16 protein-coding genes are annotated in these 22,452 nt (G+C 64.3%); 11 read left to right on the plus strand and 5 right to left on the minus strand.

All coding sequences use genetic code 11. The features are described from left to right. Window positions 1–3 precede the first annotated feature (3 nt). The 3 genes from ACREBX_RS01425 to ACREBX_RS01435 are packed head-to-tail and all read left to right on the plus strand — an operon-like array spanning window position 4 to window position 5,648. Window positions 4–1,341 (plus strand): MFS transporter, encoded by a 1,338-nt coding sequence (locus ACREBX_RS01425; RefSeq protein ID WP_431559972.1) that lies wholly within the window; start codon window positions 4–6, stop codon window positions 1,339–1,341. Between the two features lie 21 nt (window positions 1,342–1,362). Then, entirely contained in the window at window positions 1,363–2,409 is a 1,047-nt protein-coding gene (locus ACREBX_RS01430) for a hypothetical protein (RefSeq protein ID WP_431559973.1), read from the plus strand. 23 nt (window positions 2,410–2,432) lie between these two features. Next, window positions 2,433–5,648 carry an amidohydrolase family protein gene (locus ACREBX_RS01435; RefSeq protein ID WP_431559974.1) on the plus strand — a complete coding sequence of 1,072 codons (3,216 nt, stop codon included), beginning with the start codon at window positions 2,433–2,435 and terminating at the stop codon, window positions 5,646–5,648. Between the two features lie 31 nt (window positions 5,649–5,679). Here the strand turns inward: ACREBX_RS01435 and ACREBX_RS01440 are convergent, their stop codons facing one another. Both ACREBX_RS01440 and ACREBX_RS01445 read right to left on the minus strand, forming a co-directional pair. Further along, window positions 5,680–6,867, minus strand: coding sequence for a CaiB/BaiF CoA transferase family protein (locus ACREBX_RS01440; RefSeq protein ID WP_431559975.1), 1,188 nt, complete (start codon window positions 6,865–6,867; stop codon window positions 5,680–5,682). Window positions 6,868–7,000: 133 nt separating this feature from the next. Further along, complete coding sequence (locus ACREBX_RS01445; RefSeq protein ID WP_431559976.1) at window positions 7,001–8,059, minus strand: YncE family protein; 1,059 nt, start codon at window positions 8,057–8,059, stop codon at window positions 7,001–7,003. Between the two features lie 253 nt (window positions 8,060–8,312). On the opposite strand from ACREBX_RS01445, the gene ACREBX_RS01450 reads away from it, so the two are divergent. Continuing rightward, window positions 8,313–9,971, plus strand: a complete 1,659-nt coding sequence (locus ACREBX_RS01450) for a hypothetical protein (protein WP_431559977.1) — start codon at window positions 8,313–8,315, stop codon at window positions 9,969–9,971. Between the two features lie 92 nt (window positions 9,972–10,063). Here ACREBX_RS01450 and ACREBX_RS01455 read toward each other — a convergent pair whose 3' ends face one another. Further along, a complete protein-coding gene (locus ACREBX_RS01455; RefSeq protein WP_431559978.1) occupies window positions 10,064–11,119 on the minus strand; it encodes an alpha/beta hydrolase family protein in 1,056 nt (351 codons plus the stop codon). Between the two features lie 269 nt (window positions 11,120–11,388). Here ACREBX_RS01455 and ACREBX_RS01460 point away from each other — a divergent pair, with 269 nt between their 5' ends. Then, a complete protein-coding gene (locus ACREBX_RS01460; protein ID WP_431560000.1) occupies window positions 11,389–12,957 on the plus strand; it encodes a serine hydrolase domain-containing protein in 1,569 nt (522 codons plus the stop codon). Between the two features lie 222 nt (window positions 12,958–13,179). Continuing rightward, window positions 13,180–14,499 carry a CitMHS family transporter gene (locus ACREBX_RS01465; protein WP_431559979.1) on the plus strand — a complete coding sequence of 440 codons (1,320 nt, stop codon included), beginning with the start codon at window positions 13,180–13,182 and terminating at the stop codon, window positions 14,497–14,499. Window positions 14,500–14,510: 11 nt separating this feature from the next. Here ACREBX_RS01465 and ACREBX_RS01470 read toward each other — a convergent pair whose 3' ends face one another. After that, window positions 14,511–15,587 carry an ABC transporter substrate-binding protein gene (locus tag ACREBX_RS01470; RefSeq protein WP_431559980.1) on the minus strand — a complete coding sequence of 359 codons (1,077 nt, stop codon included), beginning with the start codon at window positions 15,585–15,587 and terminating at the stop codon, window positions 14,511–14,513. 125 nt (window positions 15,588–15,712) lie between these two features. Between ACREBX_RS01470 and ACREBX_RS01475 the strand changes: the two genes are divergently transcribed. The 5 genes from ACREBX_RS01475 (at window position 15,713) to ACREBX_RS01495 (ending at window position 21,514) form a co-directional block, all read left to right on the plus strand. After that, complete coding sequence (locus tag ACREBX_RS01475; protein WP_431559981.1) at window positions 15,713–16,381, plus strand: response regulator transcription factor; 669 nt, start codon at window positions 15,713–15,715, stop codon at window positions 16,379–16,381. Next, window positions 16,382–17,797, plus strand: a complete 1,416-nt coding sequence (locus ACREBX_RS01480) for a sensor histidine kinase (protein WP_431559982.1) — start codon at window positions 16,382–16,384, stop codon at window positions 17,795–17,797. Between the two features lie 134 nt (window positions 17,798–17,931). Beyond that, window positions 17,932–19,362: a M20/M25/M40 family metallo-hydrolase gene (locus tag ACREBX_RS01485; protein WP_431559983.1), complete on the plus strand. Its 1,431-nt coding sequence runs from the start codon at window positions 17,932–17,934 to the stop codon at window positions 19,360–19,362. Beyond that, complete coding sequence (locus ACREBX_RS01490) at window positions 19,359–20,483, plus strand: PepSY-associated TM helix domain-containing protein (protein ID WP_431559984.1); 1,125 nt, start codon at window positions 19,359–19,361, stop codon at window positions 20,481–20,483. Before ACREBX_RS01485 ends, ACREBX_RS01490 begins: the two co-directional genes overlap by 4 nt. Beyond that, window positions 20,483–21,514, plus strand: coding sequence for an arginine N-succinyltransferase (locus ACREBX_RS01495; protein WP_431559985.1), 1,032 nt, complete (start codon window positions 20,483–20,485; stop codon window positions 21,512–21,514). The genes ACREBX_RS01490 and ACREBX_RS01495 overlap by 1 nt, the downstream gene beginning before the upstream one ends. A gap of 11 nt (window positions 21,515–21,525) precedes the next feature. Here the strand turns inward: ACREBX_RS01495 and gcvA are convergent, their stop codons facing one another. After that, window positions 21,526–22,428: a transcriptional regulator GcvA gene (gene gcvA, locus ACREBX_RS01500; protein ID WP_431559986.1), complete on the minus strand. Its 903-nt coding sequence runs from the start codon at window positions 22,426–22,428 to the stop codon at window positions 21,526–21,528. Between the last annotated feature and the right edge of the window lie 24 nt (window positions 22,429–22,452).

The following is a 22,452-nucleotide window of genomic DNA, read 5'->3' on the forward strand; positions in this document are numbered from 1 at the left end:
AGAATGACCCAGATTCCTGGAATGATCGGCGTGCCCGCGGACGGGGGCGCGCCCCTCGACACGCGTCCTGCGATCCCGGTCGAGCTCGACCACAAAACGCGCGCGCGGGCGGCGATCGCGGGGTCGGCGGGCAATCTGATCGAATGGTACGACTTCTACGCCTATGCCTATACCGCGCTCTATTTTGCGTCGGCCTTCTTTCCCGAGGGCGACCGCACTGCGCAGCTGCTCAACGTCGCTGCCATCTATGCGGCGGGTTTCCTGATCCGCCCGCTCGGCGGCTGGTTCTTTGGCCGCTATGCCGACCGCCACGGGCGCCGCGCGGCGATGATCGCATCGGTGCTGCTGATGGGGGCGGGGTCGTTGCTGGTCGCGGTCCTGCCGACCTATGCGACGATCGGGGCCGCTGCCCCCGCGCTGTTGCTCGTCGCACGGTTGATGCAGGGTTTTTCGACCGGCGGGCAATATGGCGCGGCGGCGACGTATCTGAGCGAGATCGCTGAGCCGGGGAAGCGCGGCTTCTACGCTTCGTTCCAGTTCGTGACGTTGATCGGCGGGCAATTGTTCGCGCTGCTGACGATCTTTCTGCTTCAGACCGCGATGTCGGACGAAGCGATCCGCGAATGGGGCTGGCGCATCCCGTTCGTTCTGGGCGCGGTGCTGGCGGGCGTGTTCATCCTGTTTCGCGACGTCATGCACGAGACCACCGAGCCGGCCGGCAATGGCGAGGATGCCGGGTCGCTGAAGACGTTGATGAAGCATCCGCGCGCGATGCTGACGGTGATGGCATTGAGCGCCGCCGGCGCGGTGACGCTCTACACCTTCACCACCTATATGCAGAAATACCTGGTGAACACGGCGGGCATGGACGTCGCGACGGCGAGCCGGATCATGCTTGTCGTCACTTTCGCCTTCCTGCTGCTCCAGCCAGTCCTTGGCATTTTGTCGGACCGGATCGGGCGGCGCACCAATCTGCTGATCTTCAGCGGCGGGATGACGCTGTTTGCGGTGCCACTGCTCGGCGCGATCGGGAAGGCGCAGACGGTGTGGGCGGCGGGCCTGCTGGTGTTTGCGGCGCTCGCGATCATGAGCTTCTACACCTCGGTCTCGGGCCTTTTCAAAGCCGAGCTGTTCCCCGCGAAAGTTCGCGCGCTCGGGGTCGGGCTGGGTCATGCAATCGCCTCGGCGATCTTTGGCGGGACCGCCGAATATGCGGCGCTGCTGCTCAAGCAGATGGGGCATGAGCAGGCATTTGCCTGGTATGTTTCCGCAATCTGTGCGGTCGCTTTCGTCGTTGCGCTGCGGATGAAAGAGCCGCGCGCCCACGGCCACCTTCACTGACCTAGGAACGGAGTTCTCCCAATGAAACCGATCGCTCTTATCGTTTCCGCAGCGGTGCTCGCGGCCTGCCCTGCGTCCGCGCAGGAGGCGTCGCCCGACCTGCCATACACGATGACGGAAAGCGTCACCTTGCCTAGCACCGATACGGGCTGGGATTATGTGAAGTTTGAACCCGGCAGCTCGCGGCTGTTCATGGGGCGGCTGAAGGACGGGCTTACCGTCTATGACGTCGATCGCGGACAGACGATTATGACGATGGAAAATTCGGCAGGTGCCAATGGTCCGGTGCTGCTGCCGAAGTACAACCGCGGCTATGTCGCGATGGACGACGGATCGCTGCTGAGCTTTGACTTGAAGACTCTGAAGGTCATCGCGCGCGCAAAGCTTGCGAACGACGGCGGACTCAACAGCGGCTCGCTCGATCCCGCGACCGGAAGGCTCCACGTCATCACCGGCACGCGGCCGAAGGAAGCGACCTGGTTCAGCATCGACGCCGCGACGGGCAAGCTGCTCGCGACGACGCGCTTTCCCTTCCGCAAGATGGACGATCCCGCTGCCGACGGAAAAGGCAATCTCTATGCCCCCGCACGCCTCGACGGCCTCATACTCAAGCTTGATTCCGGGACGCTGAAAGAACAGGCGCGCTGGGACGTCGGTTGCAATGTGTCGAAGATGAAATATCTCGCCGCGACGAACCGCCTGCTCGGCGCGTGCACCGGCGACAAGCCCGCGGCGTTCCTGATCGATCCCGCAGACGGCCGCATCCTGTCGCGCGTCGCGATCGGCAAGGGGCTCGACGCGCTCGCCTATGACGAGGCGCGCGAGCTGATCGTCAGCAGCAACTATGAGGGCTCGATGACGGTGATCGCGCGCGAGGGCGATAGCCTGCGTGTCGTCGCGACCGTGCACACACAGTTCGGCGCGCGGATGATGGACATGGATCACCGCAATGGCCGGCTTTACCTCGTCAATGCGGACTCGACCGGCTTTCCCGGCAAGGATGGCGGCGAAGAGGTGACGCGCTATCATCCGGACAGCTTTCGGGTGGAGACGTGGCAGCCGAATTGAGGCTCGGGCGAAGGGGCAGGGATATGAAGCGGGTGGTTTGGGCTGCACTGGGACTGGTTTCGACTCTCGCGCTCGCGATCCCCGCCGCGCACGCGGAGGAGGCGACGGCGTTGCCGATGAAGCCCGCGCGCACGCTCGACTATGAGGTGTCGAGCGGCACTTTCATGTCGCTCGCGGTGTCGCCCGACGGGAAGACGATCCTGTTCGACATGCTCGGCGAAATTTATGCCATGCCCGCAAAGGGCGGCCGCGCGGTTCCGATCGCGACCGGCATGGCGTTCGAGATCCAGCCGACCTTTTCGCCCGACGGCAAATGGATCGCTTATGTCAGCGACCGCTCGGGCGGCGACAATGTCTGGATCGCGCGCACCGATGGCGGCGGCGCGCGGCGGATCAGCGACGAGGATGAGGGCGCTGTTCGCACGTCGCCCGAATGGAGCGCCGACGGCAAGTCGGTCTATGTCAGCCGCTATCGCATCCGGATCGACCGCTATGAGCTGTGGCGCCACCCCGTCGATGGCGGGCCGGGAGAAGTGGTTGCGCCGGCGAAGCCGAAAGAGGATGCGCCGCACGCGGCGTGGCAAAGCACGCTCGGCGTCTCGGCATCGCGCGACGGCAAATATCTCTATTATGCGCGGCGCACCGGCGACCTGTCGTTCGACGAGCCGGTGCCATGGTCGATCGTCCGCCGCGACTTGGTGATCGGGACCGAAGAAACGGTCATCGGAAGTTCGGGCGGGCGCGAGGCGGGTCGCGAGACTTTTTTCCGCCCGGTGATCTCGCCCGACGGCAAACTGCTCGCCTATGCGACGCGGCGCATGTCGGAAACGCGACTGCGCGTTCGCGAGCTTGCGACCGGCGTCGACAGCGATCTTGGCCCCGCACCACTCGACTTGATGAACGGGGCGGCGTGGCTCGATCTTATCCCGCGCTATGGCTTTACGCCCGATGGCAAGGCGATCCTGATCGCCCATCAGGGCAAGATCGAGCGCCGCCCGGTTGATGGCTCGGCAGCGACCCCGATCCCGTTCAAGGCACGGCTGCAACTCGCGGTTGGCGCGAGTACGCGCATCGGCTTTCGCGAAGATATAGGACCGGTGCGCGCCAAATTGCTGCAAGGGACGACTTCGTCGCCCGACGGCAAGCGCGTCGCCTATGCCGCGCTTGGCAGTGTCTATGTCCAGGGCGTCGATGGAGCCGCCGCGGTGCGGTTGCCGATCGCTGGCGACCCGCCATCGCTGCCCAACTGGAGTCCCGACGGAGCATGCATCACCTATGTAACATGGGGTGAGCAAGCTGGCGGAGCGGTTTGGACGATCGCCGCCGATGGTGCGGGTGCGCCGGTCAAACTTAGCGACCTGCCGGCCTTCTACACCCATCCCGCCTTCACCCCCGACGGCAAGACGATCCTCACGGTGCGCTCGCCCGCCGCGGCGCGGCAGCAATCAAGCTTCGAATTCGGCACGGTGCGTCCGGGCGAACTGATCGCGATCCCCGCAGGCGGCGGTCCGGCGCGTGTCGTAACGCGCGGGATTTTGGGGCAGCGCCCGCATTTCGTGCAGGGGCAACCCGGCACCGCCTATATGGTGGGTAACGACGGGCTGGTCGCTATCGATCTGGCCAGCGGGGCGCAGCGTGGGATCGCGACCGTGAAGGCGCAGGGCTATTATTTCACCGATCGGCCCGCCGATGCCGACGACATCCGCATCAGCCCCGACGGCAAATGGCTCGCCGCGCAAACGAGCGAGCAGCTCTATGTGCTGCCGGTTCCCGCCGATCCGAAGGGGCCGGTCGACCTGACCGCGTCTGGTGGTCCGGCGCGCAAGGTCACCGACATGGGTGCCGATTTCTTCGATTGGCGCGCCGACGGCAGCCTGATCTGGTCGGTCGGCAATTATCTGCAGGTGCTGCCGGAGCCGACGGCCTCCCTCCCGGGCAGCCATATCGAGTTGGTCGCCGAACTGGCGCGCGCCCGGCCCACAGGAGGCATCCTGCTGCGCGGTGCGCGCGCGTTGACGATGGCGGGCGGCGACAAGGTCGTGGAGGATGCCGACATATTGATCGCAGGCGACCGTATCGCCGCGATCGGTCCGCGCGGCAGCATCACCGTTCCCGCCGGCACCTCCGAACGTGAGCTTGGCGGCAAGACCGTCGCGCCCGGCTTCATCGATGATCACGACCATATTGGCGGAGTGCGCCGCAATGTCATCGGCTATGAGGAATGGGGGCTGCGGGCGCGGCTCGCGTTCGGCGTCACGACGTCGTTCGATCCGTCGACGCTTGGAATCGATCAGATCGCCTATCAGGATCTGATCGATGCGGGACTTGTTATCGGACCGCGTCTGCGCTCGACCGGGCCGGCGCTCTTTTCGAAGGAGCGTTTCACCTCGCTCGACGAGGTACGCGATGTGCTGCGCCGCTATCGCGATGCGTGGGGGCTGCGCAACATCAAGCAATATCGCGGCGAAAGCCGTATCGTGCGGCAATGGATCGCGATGGCGGCGCGCGAGCAGGGCTTGCTCCCGACGACCGAGGGCAGCCATAATGCCAAGCTGATCCTCACGCAGATCCTCGACGGCTATGCCGGCAACGAACATGCGCTGCCGATCGCACCCTTCGGCGAGGATGTCGTAAAGCTCTACCAACTGATGCGCACCAGCTATGTCTCGACTTTGCTCGTCAACACCAGCGGGCCGGCGGGGCGGCACTATTATGTCACCAAATATGACCCGGCGCTCGACCCCAAGGTGAAGCGGTTCTGGTCACCTCCCGCGATCGCCCACAAGCTCGGCCACCGCGAATGGGCGTCGCTCGACGCCTCGCGTCTGCCGGCGTTGGCGGCGGATGCGGCGACGCTGGCCAAGAATGGCGCCCTCGTCGGCATGGGGTCGCACGGCGACGAGCCGGGTGTAGGCTATCATTACGAGATGGAGGCGCACGCGCTGGGGGGCATGAAACCGATGGCGGTGCTCCATGCGGCAACCGCCGGAGCGGCCGAAACGATCGGCAGGCTCGGCGATATGGGCACGCTCGAGCCGGGAAAATATGCCGACCTGATCGTCTTCGACGCCGATCCGCTGACCGATATCCGCAATACGAAATCGGTGAGGCTTGTGATGCGTGGTGGGCAGTTGTTCGACGCCGAAACGCTCGACGAACTTTGGCCGGTCGAACGCAAACTGCCCGCGCCCTGGTTCGCGGATGGCGCGAAGAAGGCACAGTGGTTGCCGACTGAATGACGATCGCTGCCCGACAGGGCGGGGCTGAATGTCAGGCCGCGACGACGCCGCGATCGATCAACGCATTGATTTCCGCATCGTCCAGCCCGCTGCCGCGCAGGATCGCCCGGCTATCGGCGCCGAGCGCCCGCGGCGCGATGTCATGCTGCGGTTCGATCCCTTCGAACAACACCGGCTGCGGAATGGTGCGAACGATCCCTTTTGGATAGGTTTCGGGGACGTCGAAAAAGCCGACCTCCGACAAGTGCGGATCGCCGAGCAGCGCCTTGAAATCCGGCACTTCGGAGCATGGAATATCGCGCGCGGCAAGCGCCGTCATCCATTCGCTTGTGGTCCGTGCCGACAAGTTTTCGGCAACCAGCGCATAAAGTTCGTCGATATGCGCCGGACGCTGTCGCGGGTCGCGGAACCAGTCCTGTTCGGCCACATCGTCGCGCCCGACCTCGGCCAGAAAGGCGCGCCATTGCCGGTCGGTATAGGGCAGGACGGCGATCCAGCCATCGATGGTGCGGAAGGGGCGGCGATTGGCCGACAGGATGCGCGGATAGCCGACGGCGCCGTCGCCATCGAAGGTCGCGCCGGCGAGATGTTCGTTGAGGAGGAAGGCGGTGAGCGCCTCGAACATCGGCACCTCGACCTTGATCGGTCCTTCGCGCCCGTTCGCGCGACCGACCAGTGCGGCCAGGATTCCATAGACGGCATGCAAAGCCGCGACCTTGTCGGCAAGGATCATCGGGACAAAGCGCGGATCGCCGCCGATTGCGGTGCCGAGCCCGGCGATGCCGCTCGCCGCCTGGATGATGTCGTCGAACGCCGGGCGGTCACGATAGGGGCCACGCTGGCCAAAGCCGATCGCGGCGCAGTGAACGATGCGCGGGTTGATCTTGGCAACTGCCTCGAAACCCAAACCCAGCCGCTTGGCTGCGTCGACGCGCATGTTATGGAGGAGTACATCGGCCGTCCCGATCAGCCGCGCCAACGCTGCGCGACCTTCGGGTGCCTTGAGATCGATCGCGAGCATATGCTTGTTGCGATTGTTGTTCACGAACAGCGCGCCGCCGCCTGCTCCTTGTGGATGGGCGTCGCGCGCGATGTCGCCTTCGAGCGGTTCGACCTTGATCACTTCGGCGCCGAGGTCTGCGAGCAGCTGGCCGGCATAGGGACCGAGGACGACGGCGCCGACCTCGATTATCCGGGTCCCTTGCAGCAACGGGATCATGCGACGAGCCCTCCTTTCCCAAGCCATTCTTCTGGTGAAGGCCATAGATATAGCGGGAAACGGCAGAGGCGTGCGGTCCAGCGGGAAGACCGGTGACGGGACCAGCGAATGCGTCGCGGTCCCGTCCGATACCTCAGTGTGCGGCGCTCGGTTTGTAGGCCAGCACGGTAAAACTGTCCGGATGAAAGGTCGGCGAAGCCACGCCCATTTCATCGGGCGCCGCGAAGGTCGCATCGGCCGTGACCGTGAACACCCGCCCGCTTTGTTCGTCGATCTGCATCACGCGCGCTTGCGGCCGTGTCTGGATATTGCCGAGCAGGCGATAACTGTCGGGACCGGCCTGTTCGATCACCGACATCGAGGAATCGCCGCCGTTCGTCGTGATGATCCGATGGCGCGTTTCGTCGACGGCCATGCCGTCAATCCCCTTGCCGATGGGCGCGCGTCCGACTTCGGCGCCGGTTTTTGCGTCGAGGGCGATGAACACCGGCTTATCGCCACGGCAGCCGATCAGGATGCGGTCGGTCCGCGACTGATATTCGACCGCGACGACCTGGTCGCAGCCGACGTCCCAGCGCGCCCGTTCCTCAAGCGTCCGGGAATCGAGTTTCATCAGGATTTTGTCGTAGCGGGCGGGCGCAAACAAATGGCCTTTTCCGTCGGGTGCGGGATCGTCCATCTTCTTGAACGGAAAAACCTTTGTCGACAGAAGTTTGCCGGACGCCGCGTCCAGAGTGAACCATGCCGATTGGGCAGTGCGCGCGCCGACCACCGCGTGGATATTTTTGGTCACGGCGTCGTAGACGACGCCGTTCAGTCCGCCGTCCTTTGCGAGGGAAAGGCGTTCGATCACCTTGAGCGAATCCAGTTCGAAACTGAGCAGCGAACCGTCGGTCATCGCGACATAGCCGCGATTATACTGCGGCAGGAGTAGCGGCCCGTTCGCACCGATCGAATTTTCGACCTGGCCGACCACTTTGTGGGTTTGCGTATCGTAAACGGTGAGACCGTCCTTGCGCCGGGCGATGAACAATCGCGAACCGTGCGGCTCGAGCTTGATATAGTCCCAGTCGCTGTCGGTGCTGGGCAGCACGATCGCTTGCTCCAACGTGTAAAGCGGATCGGCCGCCGCAACAGGCGTGGCGGCGAAGCTGACAAGAAAAATCAACTTGAGCATTGAACCTGTACGCATATCCATCTCCCGTTCCGGTTTTGAACGGGTCTAGCGACCTTGGCTGTCAGGGTGCTGTCAACATGAGGGTTCCGGGACTTATTGGTCGGCGGGCCGTGCCTGCCTTGTGACAGCATGGTGACAGCCCGCGCGAAGAAGAAGGTGTCTGTAACGGGTGTTTTGCGAAACGAAACGGTGCCGGAAGCCGGCTTCAAAAGACAAAAATCGGATACCCGGCGGATCGCCGGGAGCACGTTTGGGGAGTAGGGAAAACATGGTACGACGTACAATTCGCCATCTCGCACTGGGCTTGCTGGTAGCGGCGCCGGCGGAGGCTGCTTACGCGTTTCAGGGCGAGGCGCCGATCGAGGAACAGCCCGCCGAATGCGAAGCGCGGGTCGCTTATGATCGCGACCGTACAATGACCGGTTATCTTGTGCCGACCGCGGCCGGACCCAGGACCTGCATTCCCTTTTCGACCGTCGGGAAGCGCCCGCCCGCCGACTATCGCGGCGACTTCTATGTCGACGAATTCAGCGACGAGCGGCTGCGCGCGCGCTGGGCCGAATGCAAGAAGGATAAGAAATGCCACGAGCGGGTGGGCGAGCAGATCCACGCCCGGCGGCCGCCGAACAAGGAATATCGCGCCGTCGATCCGCAACATATCTACCTGCTCGGCAAGCTGCCGCAGGACGAGACCGGCGACATTGACCTTGCCCGCGTGCGCCGTCCGGCCTTCTTTGGCGCGGCGCCGTGGAACGAAGCCTTTGCCGCGCTCGACGCGCGCACCAGCACGGTCGAATTCACCGCTCCGCGTGATCCCTATGAGCGGATCCATGAAGGCATGATGGGCGATGTCCGGTTGCGCGGCTGGTATATCGGCGGCGATGGTGTCGAAGACGGCGCTGGCGGCAAGCGCCGCGCGCTGATCGTCATGACGCCGGGTGGCGGCGGGCGTATCGCCGCGATCACGCATCCCGACGATCGGCTCTATCGCGTCAAGGACGACGGCGAGACCAAGATCAATAAATTCCCGAGCGAGCGCAGCGGCGGAACCGGGCAGCAGATGTGGCGCGAACTTGCGCGCACGTTCAACGCGGCGGGGTTCGATATCCTGCTCTATGATCGCCGCGGGGTCGGTATTTCGACCGGCTTCAACGACATCAATACATTGCAGCAGGGTCGCGACATATTGGCGATGATCGCCAGCCTGCGCAGCGGTGAAGGGCTGCGCTCGCTCGCGCCGGGCGGCAAGGAGCAGCGCGGCCGCGCTGCCGCCGCCGCGATGCGCGGGGCGGACCCCGCACCGGGCCTGCCGGTCCTGCTGTTCGGCAACTCGCGCGGCACGATGGCGAGCGGCTGGGCAATGACGATGAACTTCGACAAGAATTGCAGCTACGACCTGCCGAAAATCCGCTGCACCAAGGCGGTGGGCGACCGCAATATCGAGGGCGCCGTGCTGATGGCCGAGTTCACGAGCGGGCCGGGCTTCGTGATGGACAAGCCCAGCGAAGAGGACGAGGAACGTGGGCTCGGCCGCGACCGCCCCTATTTCATCGGCGGCAACGCGGTCGAAAACAACCTCGTCTTCTTCCCCAGCTCGGCGATCCTCGGCGGCATCGACAAATGGCCCGCGGCCTTTTTTGCGCGGGGCCTGTGGGATTATGCCGCCTCGCTCCAGGGAACCGTCGAAAGCTATCGCCGCGTGCAGGGGCCGAAGGAATTGGTCGTCGTGCGCGCGCCGCACCCTTATGAAGTTTGGCCCGAACAGGAGCGGGCGCGCGTGCGGGAACGGATGGTGGCATTCGCGACCGGCGTCATCCAGGGCAAGGATGCCGTTCCCGGCGGACGCCCCTGGCGCGACATGAAGGAATTGGTCGCGACGAGTTCGGATGTATGGGAACCCTCGACCAAGCCGACGGTCCTGCCCTGACCGCGCCCGATCGTCTCCCCCGACGCAGTGGCGTCGAGGGAGACGATCGACCAATCTATCGGATCAGCGGCCGGCTCTCGTTCGGGAGGCGCTCAGTTCTTCGCTGGCGGCGATCCGATATAGCGGCCCAGCCATGCGAAGATTCGCGCCATCGCGTCGGCGCGTTCGGGCTGATCGCCATGCATGAAGACGTGCCCGCCCGGCGCATTTTCATAGATTTTTGAATCGTAAACCTTGTCACGCGCTTTCAACGCATCGAGCAGGCGGCCGGTATGGAGCGTCAGCGGCGCGATCTTGTCACCCGTGGTCGCGAGCACAAGCAGCGGCGTTTCGATCCGGTCGACGGCGTTGATGGGTGAGATCGCCATATAGGCCGCAAGATTTTCGTTCGGAAGCTTGCCGCCTAGGCTCGGGCTCTGGCGTGCGACCTCCTGCCGCCGATATTCGGGCTTATAGGCCATATAGGCGACGAAGTCGGTCAGCCCCACGATATCGACCGCCGCCTTGAAGCGCTTCGGTTCCTGTTCGATCGCCAGAAGCGTAACCATGCCGCCCCGACTTTCGCCGATAATGGCCAACCGGTCGGCGTCCACATCGGGTCGACGGGTCAGATAGTCGCTCGCGGCGAGCACGTCGGCGGTGTCGGTTACGCCATAGTCGTTCTGATAATGGTTCTCGCCATAACCACGGCTGCCGCGGTATTCGGGAAACATGACCAGATACCCGCCCGCGACGAGTTCGGCGATCATCTTGAACCATTGCGGGCTCAATCTTTCATGAAAGCCCCCATGAACCAGAACGATGGCCGGCATCCGGCCGACCGTAGCCTTGGTGGGGCCGTCCTTGGCCCGAAACACATATCCGGGGATCAGGTCGCTGCCCGAAGGATAATAGATATAGTCCATCGTTACCGCGTCGCCGTAGCGGAGCATGAATTCGATCCGGACCGCTTGTTGCTGGGCGGCGAACAACTCGTGCTGGATGATTTCCAGCTTTGTTTCGCTGTCGCGCGCGTCGAGATTGACGTGGGTGCTCAGTTCGCCTTCGCGGGGCGCCTTTGCCGGTGGCGCAGCCGCCGCCGTTGTGGCGGACGCAAGCAACAGCGCTATCGCGACGGCTCCGCGGCGTGCAAATTCGATGCCCGACATCTTTTTCTCCCCTGATGTTGTCGGGCCCGCTCGATCTTTCGACATCCGATGCGAGCCTCAGGCTATGGCTGGGGCCGTAAAGCTGTCACAACGCTGTCATGCGTTCTGCAGCTATCCGGCCGGGTGTGGCTGCGAACAAACGCTGGATTTGGATCGCCAGTCAGGAGCTCTCCACTTTTATTTCGGGCTGAACCTGTGACAGCGTGGTGACAGCCCGGTGCCGCACGATGCGGTTCTGGTCGGTAAAGGGGAGTGACGCCGTGAATGACATGAACGTGACACGGCGGCGGGCCGGGCAGCTGGTGATGGGCGCGGGCGCCTATGCGATGCTGGGTGGCTGCGCTGAACGGCTGGGGCGCGTGTCGGCGGCGGTGCCGGGCGTGGGACCTGTCCAGCCCGACACATACAAGGACGGCCTGCTGCGCAGCACGCCCGAAGCGCAGGGCGTTTCGTCCGACGCGATCCTCGCCTTCCTCGCTGACGTCGAAGGCGCCGGGCTCGAACTTCATTCCTTCATGCTGATGCGCAACCGCCATGTGGTCGCCGAAGGATGGTGGTGGCCCTATTCGCCGGGCCGCATCCACATCACCCATTCGCTGACCAAGAGTGTGACCGCGGTCGCCGCAGGCATCGCGATCGACGAGGCGCGCTTCGGGCTCGACGATAAGGTCGTGTCCTTCTTCCCCGAATATGTGCCCGCCAATGCCAGCGAAAATATGCGCGCGATGACGGTGCGTAACCTGCTGACGATGCAGTGCGGACACGGCGAGGAGACATCGGGCTCGAAGTGGCGGCCGATCGACACGCCTTGGGCGGCCGAATTCTTCAAGGTCCCCGTGGTTCACCAGCCGGGCGGGCATTTCCAGTATACCAGCGCCGCAAGCTTCATGCTGTCGGCGATCGTCAGCAAGACGACGGGTGAGGCGATGGCCGACTATCTTAAGCCGCGTTTCTTCGAGCCGATGGGCATCGACCGCTGGCATTGGGACACCAGCCCCGGGGGCGTCAGCCCCGGCGGCAACGGGCTTACCTGGAACACCGCCGCCTCGATCAAGCTCGGCGCCGTGCACGCCAGCGGCGGCGAATGGAACGGCCACCGCATCCTTTCCGAAAAATGGGTGCAGGCCGCGACGACCGAACAGACGCCGGGCGATGACGACGGCGCCTATGGCTATCAATGGTGGATGGGGCCGGGAAAAGCCTATCTCGCGCTCGGGCTGTTCAGCCAGATGTCGATCGTCTTTCCCGAACATAATGCCGTGCTCGCCATCTTTTCGGCGATCGATGGCAGCAAAAAGATCAAGCCCCTCATCTGGAAGCATTTCCCGGCCGCCTTCGTCGCGGACACGCTGCCCGCCGATGCCGATGCGGTGGTCCTGCAGCGCAAAACCGCCAGCCTGCGCCTGTTGCCGCCGCTCACGCCGGGCAGCCCATCGGCACCGGCGGGTATCGGCGGCCAGCGCCTGACCGTCGAGGCGAACGATCAGAGCGTCGAATGGCTGTCGTTCGATTTCGCCGGCGACACCTGCATCTATCGGATGCGCGACACGCACGGCGAACATGTCATTACAGCCGGTTTTGCCGAGTATCTGGAACAGGATACGAGCATGACCGGCAACCGGCTGCATCATGAATATCGCCCGCCGAGCCAGCGGGTCGTCGCAGGCGCGCGCTGGACCGCGCCGAACACGCTCGAGATGACGTGGCAGTTTGTCGAGACGGCGTTCCGCGACACGCTGGTCTGCACCTTCGCCGACGATGGCGTCGCCGTCGATCGCAGCGTTAATGTGAACTCCGCCGAAAGGCGGCTGCCGACCCTGAAAGGCCGGATCGGCTGATGGCATCAGATCGACGGTGCTGACCTGACACCAGCACCCGAATTCCTCCCCCGGCGCGGCGAGCGCCGGGGGGTTTTTCATTATGTTGACCCTTGAAATCGCTTGGTAAAGCTGCTCGCAAAAGACTCTCGCTGGCGTGACAGCAGCATGACAGGCATGACCTTATAGCCAGAGCATGAAACAAGGTGCCCGACGAAGCAGGCACCGGCAGCGAAGACGGGGATGATGCTGACACTTCTCGCATTTTTGATGGTCGCCACCTTCATGACGTTGATCATGACCAAGCGGCTGTCGGCGCTGATCGCGCTCATCGTCGTACCGACCATCTTCGCACTGATCGCCGGTTTCAGCGCCGGCCTGGGCGAGATGATGCTGGGCGGCGTCCGCGACCTTGCGCCGACCGGCGTGATGTTGCTGTTCGCGATCCTCTATTTCGGATTGATGATCGACGTCGGCTTGTTCGATCCGCTCGTGAAGACGATCGTCCGGCTCGTCCATGGCGACCCGATGCGGATCTGCATCGGCACAGTCGTCATGGCGCTGATCGTCGCTTTGGATGGCGACGGTACGACCACCTATATGATCACCGTGTCCGCGCTGTTGCCGCTGTATCGGCACATGAAGATGGATGTCCGGATCATGGCGTGCCTCATCATGATGTCGGTCGCGGTCATGAACGTCGTCCCGTGGGGCGGCCCGACTACCCGCGCCGCGCTGGCGCTGGGCGTTGACCCGCGCGAGCTGTTCGTTTCGCTGATCCCGGCCATGATCACCACCTCGATCTGGGTCCTGTTTGTCGCCTGGGTTTTCGGTCGCCGCGAACGCAAGCGGCTCGCCGCGCTGCCCGCCGATGCGGTCGACGAAGATGCGACGGGCGAGGAAGTGATCCGCGAGCAGATGGATGGCGAGGATCATCGCCGCCCGGGTCTCTTCTGGTTCAACCTCGCGCTCACCCTCGGCCTGCTTGGTTTGCTTATCGGCGGATCGATACCGCTCGTCATCCTGTTCATGGGCGCTTTCGCGATCGCGGCGGCAGTCAACTATCCCAACCTGCAACAGCAGAAGGAGCGTATCGCGGCGCACGCGGGCAACGCGATGGCGACCGTCAGCCTGGTGTTCGCCGCGGGCATCTTCACCGGCATATTGTCGGGAACCAAGATGGTCGATGCGATGGCGGCGTCGGTGATCGCGGTCATCCCCGACGCGCTCGGCCCCTATATGGCGCCGATTACCGCCCTGGTGAGCATGCCGTTCACGGTGCTGATATCGAACGATGCCTTTTATTTCGGGATGCTGCCGGTGCTTGCCGGAACCGGCGCCGAATATGGCGTGACGCCGATGGAAATGGCGCGCGCATCACTCGTCGGGCAGCAGATCCACCTGATCAGCCCGCTGGTCGCCTCGACCTATCTGCTTGTCGGCATGTCGGGCATCGAATTGGGCGATCATCAGAAATATATCTTCCGCTGGGCGGTCGGCGCGTGCTTCGTCTTCATGGCGACCTGCCTGCTGTTCGGCGTGTTCCCGCTCTATGCTGGATGAAGCGCGGCGCGCTATTTTTTGGGGGTGGCGCCGACGGCGGCCTGCCACTGCGCCATGATGCGGCGGCGTTTCATCTGATCGAGATTGGCGATCAGCGCCGGACCGATACGCAGCGCGCGCGCAGCGCTGGCGGGTGCGCGGGCGCCGGCGCGGGCGGGGACGTCGGCGCGGACAGGCGTCATATAGCGGTACGAAAGCTGCGCCTGGCCGGCGCGCGACAGCATGAAATCGAGGAACAGTTTCGCGGCGTTGGGATGGCGCGCCTGTTCGGGAATGATCGCGATCCGCGACATGATCAGCGTATAATCGTTCGGCATCACGACGCCGATGTTGGGATCGTGCGACTGGCGCTCGAGCGCATAAGATCCGATCATGTTGTAGACGAAGGCCAATCGCCCGTCGCCGAGCCGCGTCAGCATTTCCGAGCTGGTAGGATAGGTCGTGACCTTGGTGTGTCCCAGCGCTGCCATCAACGGCACCGTGTCGCGACTGACCTGCAGATCCTGGCTGAGGAAGAGATAGCCGGCGCTCGACCGGGCGGGGTCATAGGTTGCGATGCGGCCGCGATAATAGCGCGCCTTGGCGCGGAGCAGGCGGGTGAGATCGGCGTGGGTTCGCGGCACGTCGGCGGCGGGCACCAACTTGCGGTTATAGGCGAAGACGACGGGTTCGGCAGTTGTGCCCCACGCCTCGTTCTTCCAGACTGCCCAGGGGGGAAGATACGGCTTTTCGGGCGAGGCATAGGCTTGCGCATAGCCATCGTTGACCAGCTTGGTCTGCAAATCCATCGCTGCGCTCCAGAGCAGATCGGCGCCGGGGCGCTTCATGCGTGCTTCGGCGATGACGCGGTTGTGCAGCGTTGCGGTCGTGATTTCGCGGTAATCGACGCGGACGAAGGGATAGCGCTTCTGGAACGCGGCGATCAGGCCCGCCGCCTCGCGCCGGTCGGTCGTCGAATAGATAACCAGCGTCCGTTCCGCTCGCGCGGCGTCCATGATCACGCGATAGGAACGCGGATAGCCCTTGGGAGGATCGTTGAGCGGCTTTGCGGCGGAAGTCAGCAGCGCCGGGCCAAGGAGCGCCAGCAAAAGCGTTGCTGCAAACTTCCTTCGTCCCGCAAAAAGCGTCACGTGTTCTTCTCCCCGATTTCGCTTATGTTTATGACCAAGGGAAACATGGTCAACCTGTCAACCGGCTGTCACGGATCGAGACAATGGCGCGTATATTACTGATCGAAGACGATGCCGCGCTGTCGCGCGGGCTGGTCGCGGCGTTGACGGCGGAGGGCTATTCGGTCGACCCCGCGCCCGATGGCGCGTCGGCGCTGATGATGGCTTCGGATGAGCCCTATGCGATCATCACGCTCGATGTCGGCCTTCCCGACATGTCGGGGTTCGACGTGTTGAAATCGCTCCGTGCCAAGGGTTGTCATGCGCCGGTGCTGATCCTGACCGCGCGCGACGAGATCGACGACCGCGTACGTGGGCTCGACCTTGGCGCCGACGACTATCTGCTCAAACCCTTCGAACCGCGCGAGCTCGCGGCTCGAATTCGGGCGCTTTTGCGGCGACCACAGGTCGACCCGGCACCGGTAATCCGGGTGGGCAAGCTCGAATTTGATCGTTCGCACCATGTCGCGCGCATCGACGGGCGCGACCTCGACCTTCGCCGCCGCGAATGGGTGGTGCTCGAACGGCTGCTTTCGCGCGTCGGACAGGTGGTGTCGAAGGACCGGCTGGCTTCGGAGGTCTTCGGTTATGACGAACCCGTCGCGCCCAACGCGATCGAGGTCTATATCGCCCGGCTGCGGAAGAAGCTCGAGCCCTACGGCCCGACCATCCGGACGCTGCGCGGCCTCGGCTATCTGATGGAAGAAGATTAGGTGCCCTCGCGGCGGGTCAGTTCGATCACGCGCCGGATGATGATCGGGGTCGGCTTTCCCATGGCGGCGCTCGCTATTTTGCTCGGCGTCGGCGGTGCGGTGACGATCAACGAAGTCGTCGAGGGCGTAAACGATCGGCTGCTGGGCGCTTCGGCGCGGGCGATCGCCGAAACGCTGGCGCTCGAAAATGACGAGGTGACCCTCGACCTGCCGACGTCGGCGCTGGGCATGCTGGAAAATGACGCGCGCGATAACGTCTATTACAGCGTGTGGGCGAACGGAGAGCTGCTGACCGGCTATCCCGACCTTCCGCGCGTGAGCAAGCTGCCCGACGACGATGGCGAGATGGTCTACCAATATGCATATTATCGCGATTATCGCGTCCGCATTGCCGCGGTCGCGCGCAAGGTGCCGCGGATCAATCAACCGGTCATTGTCGAAGTCGCCGAAACGCTGGAGGCGCGTCACGCGCTGCGCGATCGCATGCTCGTCGCGCTCGCGATGCTGGAAGTCCTGCTGATCGCGTTGTCGCTCGGGCTGTTACCGCTCGCGGTGCGTTGGGGGCTTGCTCCGCTCAAGCGCGTACTGAGCGCGATGGGAACGCGGCGCGAAGCCGATTTCACGCCGCTGCCGCTTGACTATGTGCCGGTCGAACTGCGCGGCCTCGTCGGTGCGTTCAACGGTGTGCTCGGGCGCCTCGATGCCGCGATGCAGGGGATAAGGCGGTTTACTGCCGATGCGTCGCACCAGATGCGGACGCCGCTGTCGATTCTGCGCGCGCATGTCGCGGCCCTGCGCTCGGCGAAGTTGCCCGCCGGCCCGGCGCAGCAGTCCCTCACCGACATCGACGCCGCAACGGGGCGGCTCCAGCGCCTGCTCACCCAGCTTCTCGCCCTCGCCCGCGCCGAGGGTGCGCGCGAGGGCGGGCCCGATCTGCGCAGGCCCGCCGACCTCGCCGGAATCGCGCGCGCCGCGAGCGTGGAATATGCGCCGCAGGCGGTGAAGATGGGGATCGACCTGCATTTCGAGGCACCCGAACAGGCGGTCGCGATCCTCTCTCAACCCGATTTGGCGGGCGAACTTGTCGGCAATCTGATCGACAACGCGATCCGTTATAATCGCGCCAAAGGCGTCGTGGCGGTGACGGTGCTGGATGACGGCGTCGTGATTGTGGAGGACGAAGGCCCCGGTATTCCCCCCGATGCTCGCGCGACCGCGTTCGAGCGGTTCGGACGACTGGCGCCCGATCGGGGGCGAGAGGGGAGCGGGTTGGGGTTGGCGATCGTTCGCGCGCTTGCCGACAGTCTTGGCGCAGAGGTCGAGCTCGCCGACCGTGGTGCCTTGCCCGGCCTGCGTGTGGCTGTCCGTTTTCCAGTGTTATCCGGCGAAAAGCAGCGCTCCAAAGCCGTTTCGTAACCTTCCTGAAACGTGACAGCGCAGTGACAGGAAGCCGGCATAGGCTTCCCCCATAAACATCGCCCGAAAAGGGCGGGATGCGGGGCGCAGCCCGCACATCAGTCTTGTCGGACCTTCCAGGGAGGGAGCTTATCGTGCGTCCATTTGGCGTCATTTGTACTTCATTGTCACACGCGGCGCTCACAGCTTGTCTGCTGCTGCCCGTTTCGGCGCAGGCGCAAGGCGATGCAGGTCGCGACCGGTTTCGTGAAACCTATAAGGAACTGATCGAGACCGATACGTCGCTGTCGAACGGCGATTGTACCCTGGCGTCCAATCGGATGAAGGCGCGCCTCGTCGCGGCGGGCTATCCCGACAATCAGTTCCGCGTCGTCGTGCCCGAGAAGTTCCCTAAGTTCGGCAACCTCGTCGGCGAAATCCCCGGAAGCGACCCAGGCGCGCCGGCGATCCTGCTCGTCGCGCATATCGACGTCGTCGAAGCGAAGCGCGAAGATTGGGAACGCGATCCGTTCAAGCTGGTCGAGGAAAACGGCTATTTCTTCGCGCGCGGTGCGATCGACGACAAGGCGATGGCGTCGATCTTCGTCGACTCGCTGATCCGTTACCGCGAAGAAAAGTTCAAACCGCGCCGCACGATCAAAATCGCACTGACCTGCGGCGAGGAGACCGACGCCACCTTCGACGGGGTCGAATATCTGCTCGCGACCGAGCCCGAGACGCTGAAGGCCGGGTTCGCGATCAATGAGGGCGGCAAGGGCTGGCTCGACGAAAAGGGCGCACCACGCACCTTCGGCATCCAGGTGGGTGAAAAAGTCTATCAGGACTTTACGTTGATCACGACGGGTCCGGGCGGGCACAGCGCGCGGCCGCACCCCGACAATCCAATCACCCGGATGTCCGAGGCGCTCGCGCGCGTCGGAATTTATCACTTTCCGGCCATGCCGGGCGACGCCGTGCGCAATTTCTTTGCGCGCTCGGCGCCGCTCTATCCGGGAGAGAAGGGCGATGCGATGCGCCTGGCCGGTACGGGCAAGGACGATGCCGCCGCGCTCGACCTTTTGAGCAAGGCGGACCCGGTCTGGAATGCGATGATCCGCACCACTTGCACCAACACACAGGTGACCGGCGGTCATGCGCACAATGCGGTGCCGCAGCGCGCCGAGGCGAACGTCAATTGCCGCATCCTGCCGGGCACCAGCATCGACACGATCCACAAGGCTTTGGTGGAGGTTGTCGCCGATCCGCGGATTACAGTCACGGCCGCCGATGACCCCAGTCCGGTGCCACCGCCGCCGCCCTTGACCCCCGAAATCATGAAGCCGGTGGAGAAACTGGTTGCCGAAATGTGGCCCGGCGTGCCGGTGATCCCCAATATCAGCACCGGCGCGACCGACGGTCGTTTCCTGAACAGCGCGGGCATCCCCACCTATGGCATTTCGGCGATTTTCGTCGATCCCGACGGCAATGGCGTGCACGGCCTTAACGAGCGCGTGCGGGTGAAGTCGCTCTATGACGCGCGCCAGTTCCTTCACCGTCTCGTCAAGACATATGCGAGCGCGCGATGAAGGCACTGAAGCCTCAATTGCTGAAGCTCCATCGTTGGGTTGGGCTAACCCTTGCGGTCTTGTTGACGATTCAGGGACTGAGCGGAATGCTGCTCGTCTTTCGCGACGAGATCGAACGGGTGATTCATCCGGCGCTGCTGGTCGAGTCCGCGGCAACGCGCGCGCCGGTGCAGGCGCTGATGGATGCCGTCGAGGCCCGGCATCCAGGCGTGACGGTCAGCCGCGCCGAATTTCCGGCGTCGGAAGACGCCGCGGTGCTGTTCAAGCTGACCGCGAAGGACGGAACGCGCTGGCTGACCGCGGTCGACCCGTATCGCGGCGTGATCGTTCGTGACGGGTCGCTCGCGGCCTGGCCGGGCGAATGGATGTTCCTGATCCACGATAGCCTGCTCGCCGGGCCGGTCGGCGAAACCATTGTGGGGATCGAAGGCTTCGGCCTTCTGTTCCTCGCACTCACCGGGCCGATCGTCTGGTGGCCCGGACGCAAGCGGTTGAAGCAGGGGTTCAAGGTGATCACCGACCGCGGCGCCGACCTTAAGTGGCGCACGCTGCACCGTGCCGGGGGCGCATTGATTGCCGTCGTGCTCGTGATGTCGGCGACGACTGGCGTGCTGATGGTGTGGAAACCCGAATTCCGTGGCATGTTGCGGATCGTCACGCCGGTGACCGACAAGCCGACGCCGAAAGTCAGTGAGCAGCCCGGCGCGACGATGGTTCCGCTCGATCGGCTGGTCGCGAAGGCGCGCGCCGAATATGGCGCGACCGCGCTTCGTCAAATCCGCTTTTCCAACGAAGGCCGCATCGCGGCGATCTTCCTCGAAAGCGACCTCACGATCCGTGCCGAGGGTGCCAAGCAAATCTATTACAATCGGTACGACGGCAGCGACGTCGGCCATTATGTCTCGGGCGCGCTGCCCGTGGGGACAGAGATCGTCGATTGGCTGATCACGCTCCACTCGGGGATGTTCGGCGGCACGGTGACCCGGCTGCTTATGGTGATCGCGGGGCTCTCGCTCGCAGGGCTTTCGGCGTGCGGGCTCTGGCTCTGGTATTCGCGAACGTCGCGCAAGCGGAAGCGGGGGCCGACATCGGGCGTACCTGCGATGGCGGAGGGCGCCTGATGCGTGTCGTTCGTCCGATCGAAACGCGCGACCTTACCGGGCTCGTCGATCTCGCTGAAAGCCTGGGCCCCGGCATGACGACGCTGCCCGCCGATCGCACCGCACTCGCCGAGAAGGTCGAGCGGTCGGTCGCAAGCTTTGCCGGCAACATCGACAGTGCCGAAGCGCATTATATGCTGGTGCTCGACGATGCCGAGGGCCGGCTGCTCGGTACGTCGGCGCTCTATCCGTCGGTCGGTGCACCCTTTGGCTTCTTTTCGTACAAGCGTATCCGGCTTGTCCAGCGTAGCCAGGCGGTCGGGGCGAGCTGCGACGTCGAGATGCTGACCCTCGCCAACGATTATACCGGCACGACCGAAGTCGGGACGCTCGCGGTGCGACCGAGCGAGAAGGGGAGCGGGGCCGGACGCCTGCTCGCGCGGGCGCGCTATATGCTGGTCGCGACGCGCCCCGACCTGTTTGCTCCGCTTTTGATGGCGGAAATGCGGGGGTGGCAGGATGCGAACGGTCGCAACCCGTTCTGGGATGCGGTTGGCGCGCGCTTTTTCAACATGGACTTTGCCGTCGCCGACCGCCTGAGCGCGGTGCGCGGAGCCGATTTCATCGCCGAACTGCTGCCCAAGCACCCGATTTATATCGACCTGCTCCCCGACGCGGCGCGTGCGGTTATCGGCCGCCCACACGATGCCAGCGCGCCGGCAAGGGCGATGCTGATGCAGGAAGGCTTCCGCTACGAAGGCTATGTCGATGTGTTCGATGTCGGGCCGCAGGTGCATTGCGACCGCGACCAGATCGCGACCGTGCGGCAGTCGCACTGCGGTTTGCCGGTGACGCTCTCGCCCAATTTTTCACCCGGTGCGCGCGACTATCCGGTCTGCACCGGCGATCTGGATCGCTTTCGCGTGGCGTTGACGAAGGCACGGTCGGACGCAGGAGAAATTGCTCTTGGCGACGATGCCGTGCGCGCGCTTGGCGCCGATCGCGGCGAGCAGCTTCGCTCCTCGCCTGCTCAGCTGGACATGGTCGCATGACTGTGCCGGGATCAGCGTTGTTGCCCCGCTTCGGCGAGGATCCATTCGCGCAGCCGCGCGAAAAGGGGGCTGTTCAGGCGTTCGGCCGGGTAGACGAGATAATAGGCCGCTTCGCCGACGACCGCCTGATCGAACGGACAGACCAGCGTGCCCGATTCGAGTTCCGGCTCGATCATGAAGCTGGGGAGCAATGCGACGCCGGCGCCAGCGACCGCGGCCTGTGCGAGCATCAGGAAATGTTCGAAGGTCGGCCCGGCGATCATGCGGTCGACGGGGACGCCCATATAGCGCAGCCAAAGCTGCCAAGCATCGCGGCGTTCGGCCTGCACGAGCAGCGGGAATTGAAGCAGGTCGCGCGGCACGCTGACATGCTGTTCGTCCAGCAGTCGCGGGGCGATAACCGGGATGGCGCGTTCGCGGAACAGCAGGTCGTGTTCGACGCCGGGCCAGGTTGGCAGGCCGTAATGGACGGCCGCGTCGAACCCTTCTGCGTCGAAATCAAACTCGTGGCTGCGCGCGGCGAACTCGATCACCAGGTCGGGCATGTCGCGGGTCAACTGGCCGAGCCTGGGCGCGAGCCAGCGCATGCCGAAGGTCGGCAGTGTCGCGATGCGCAGCGCGTTTTCGGCCGGTTCGGCGAGCGCGCGGGCGGTTGCAACACGGATCGCCGCGAGCGCGGGGCCGATCGCATCGGCATAGGCGCGACCATCGGCGCTCAACTGGACGCGTCGCCCGTTGCGGTCGAACAGCGATGTCTGGATCCAGTCCTCGAGCGTCGCGACCTGCCGGCTGACCGCGCTCTGCGTCAGGCCGATCTCCTCGGCGGCTTTGGAAAAGCTGCCATGACGCGCGGCCGCCATGAAACTGTGAAGCGCGGCCATGGGAGGCAACAGGCGACGGGCGTGCTCGTTCATGCGCTTTGCTCATACTTACATCTG

Origin of the sequence: Sphingopyxis sp. (genome assembly GCF_050725655.1) — a bacterium.
Taxonomy (GTDB): Bacteria; Pseudomonadota; Alphaproteobacteria; order Sphingomonadales; family Sphingomonadaceae; genus Sphingopyxis.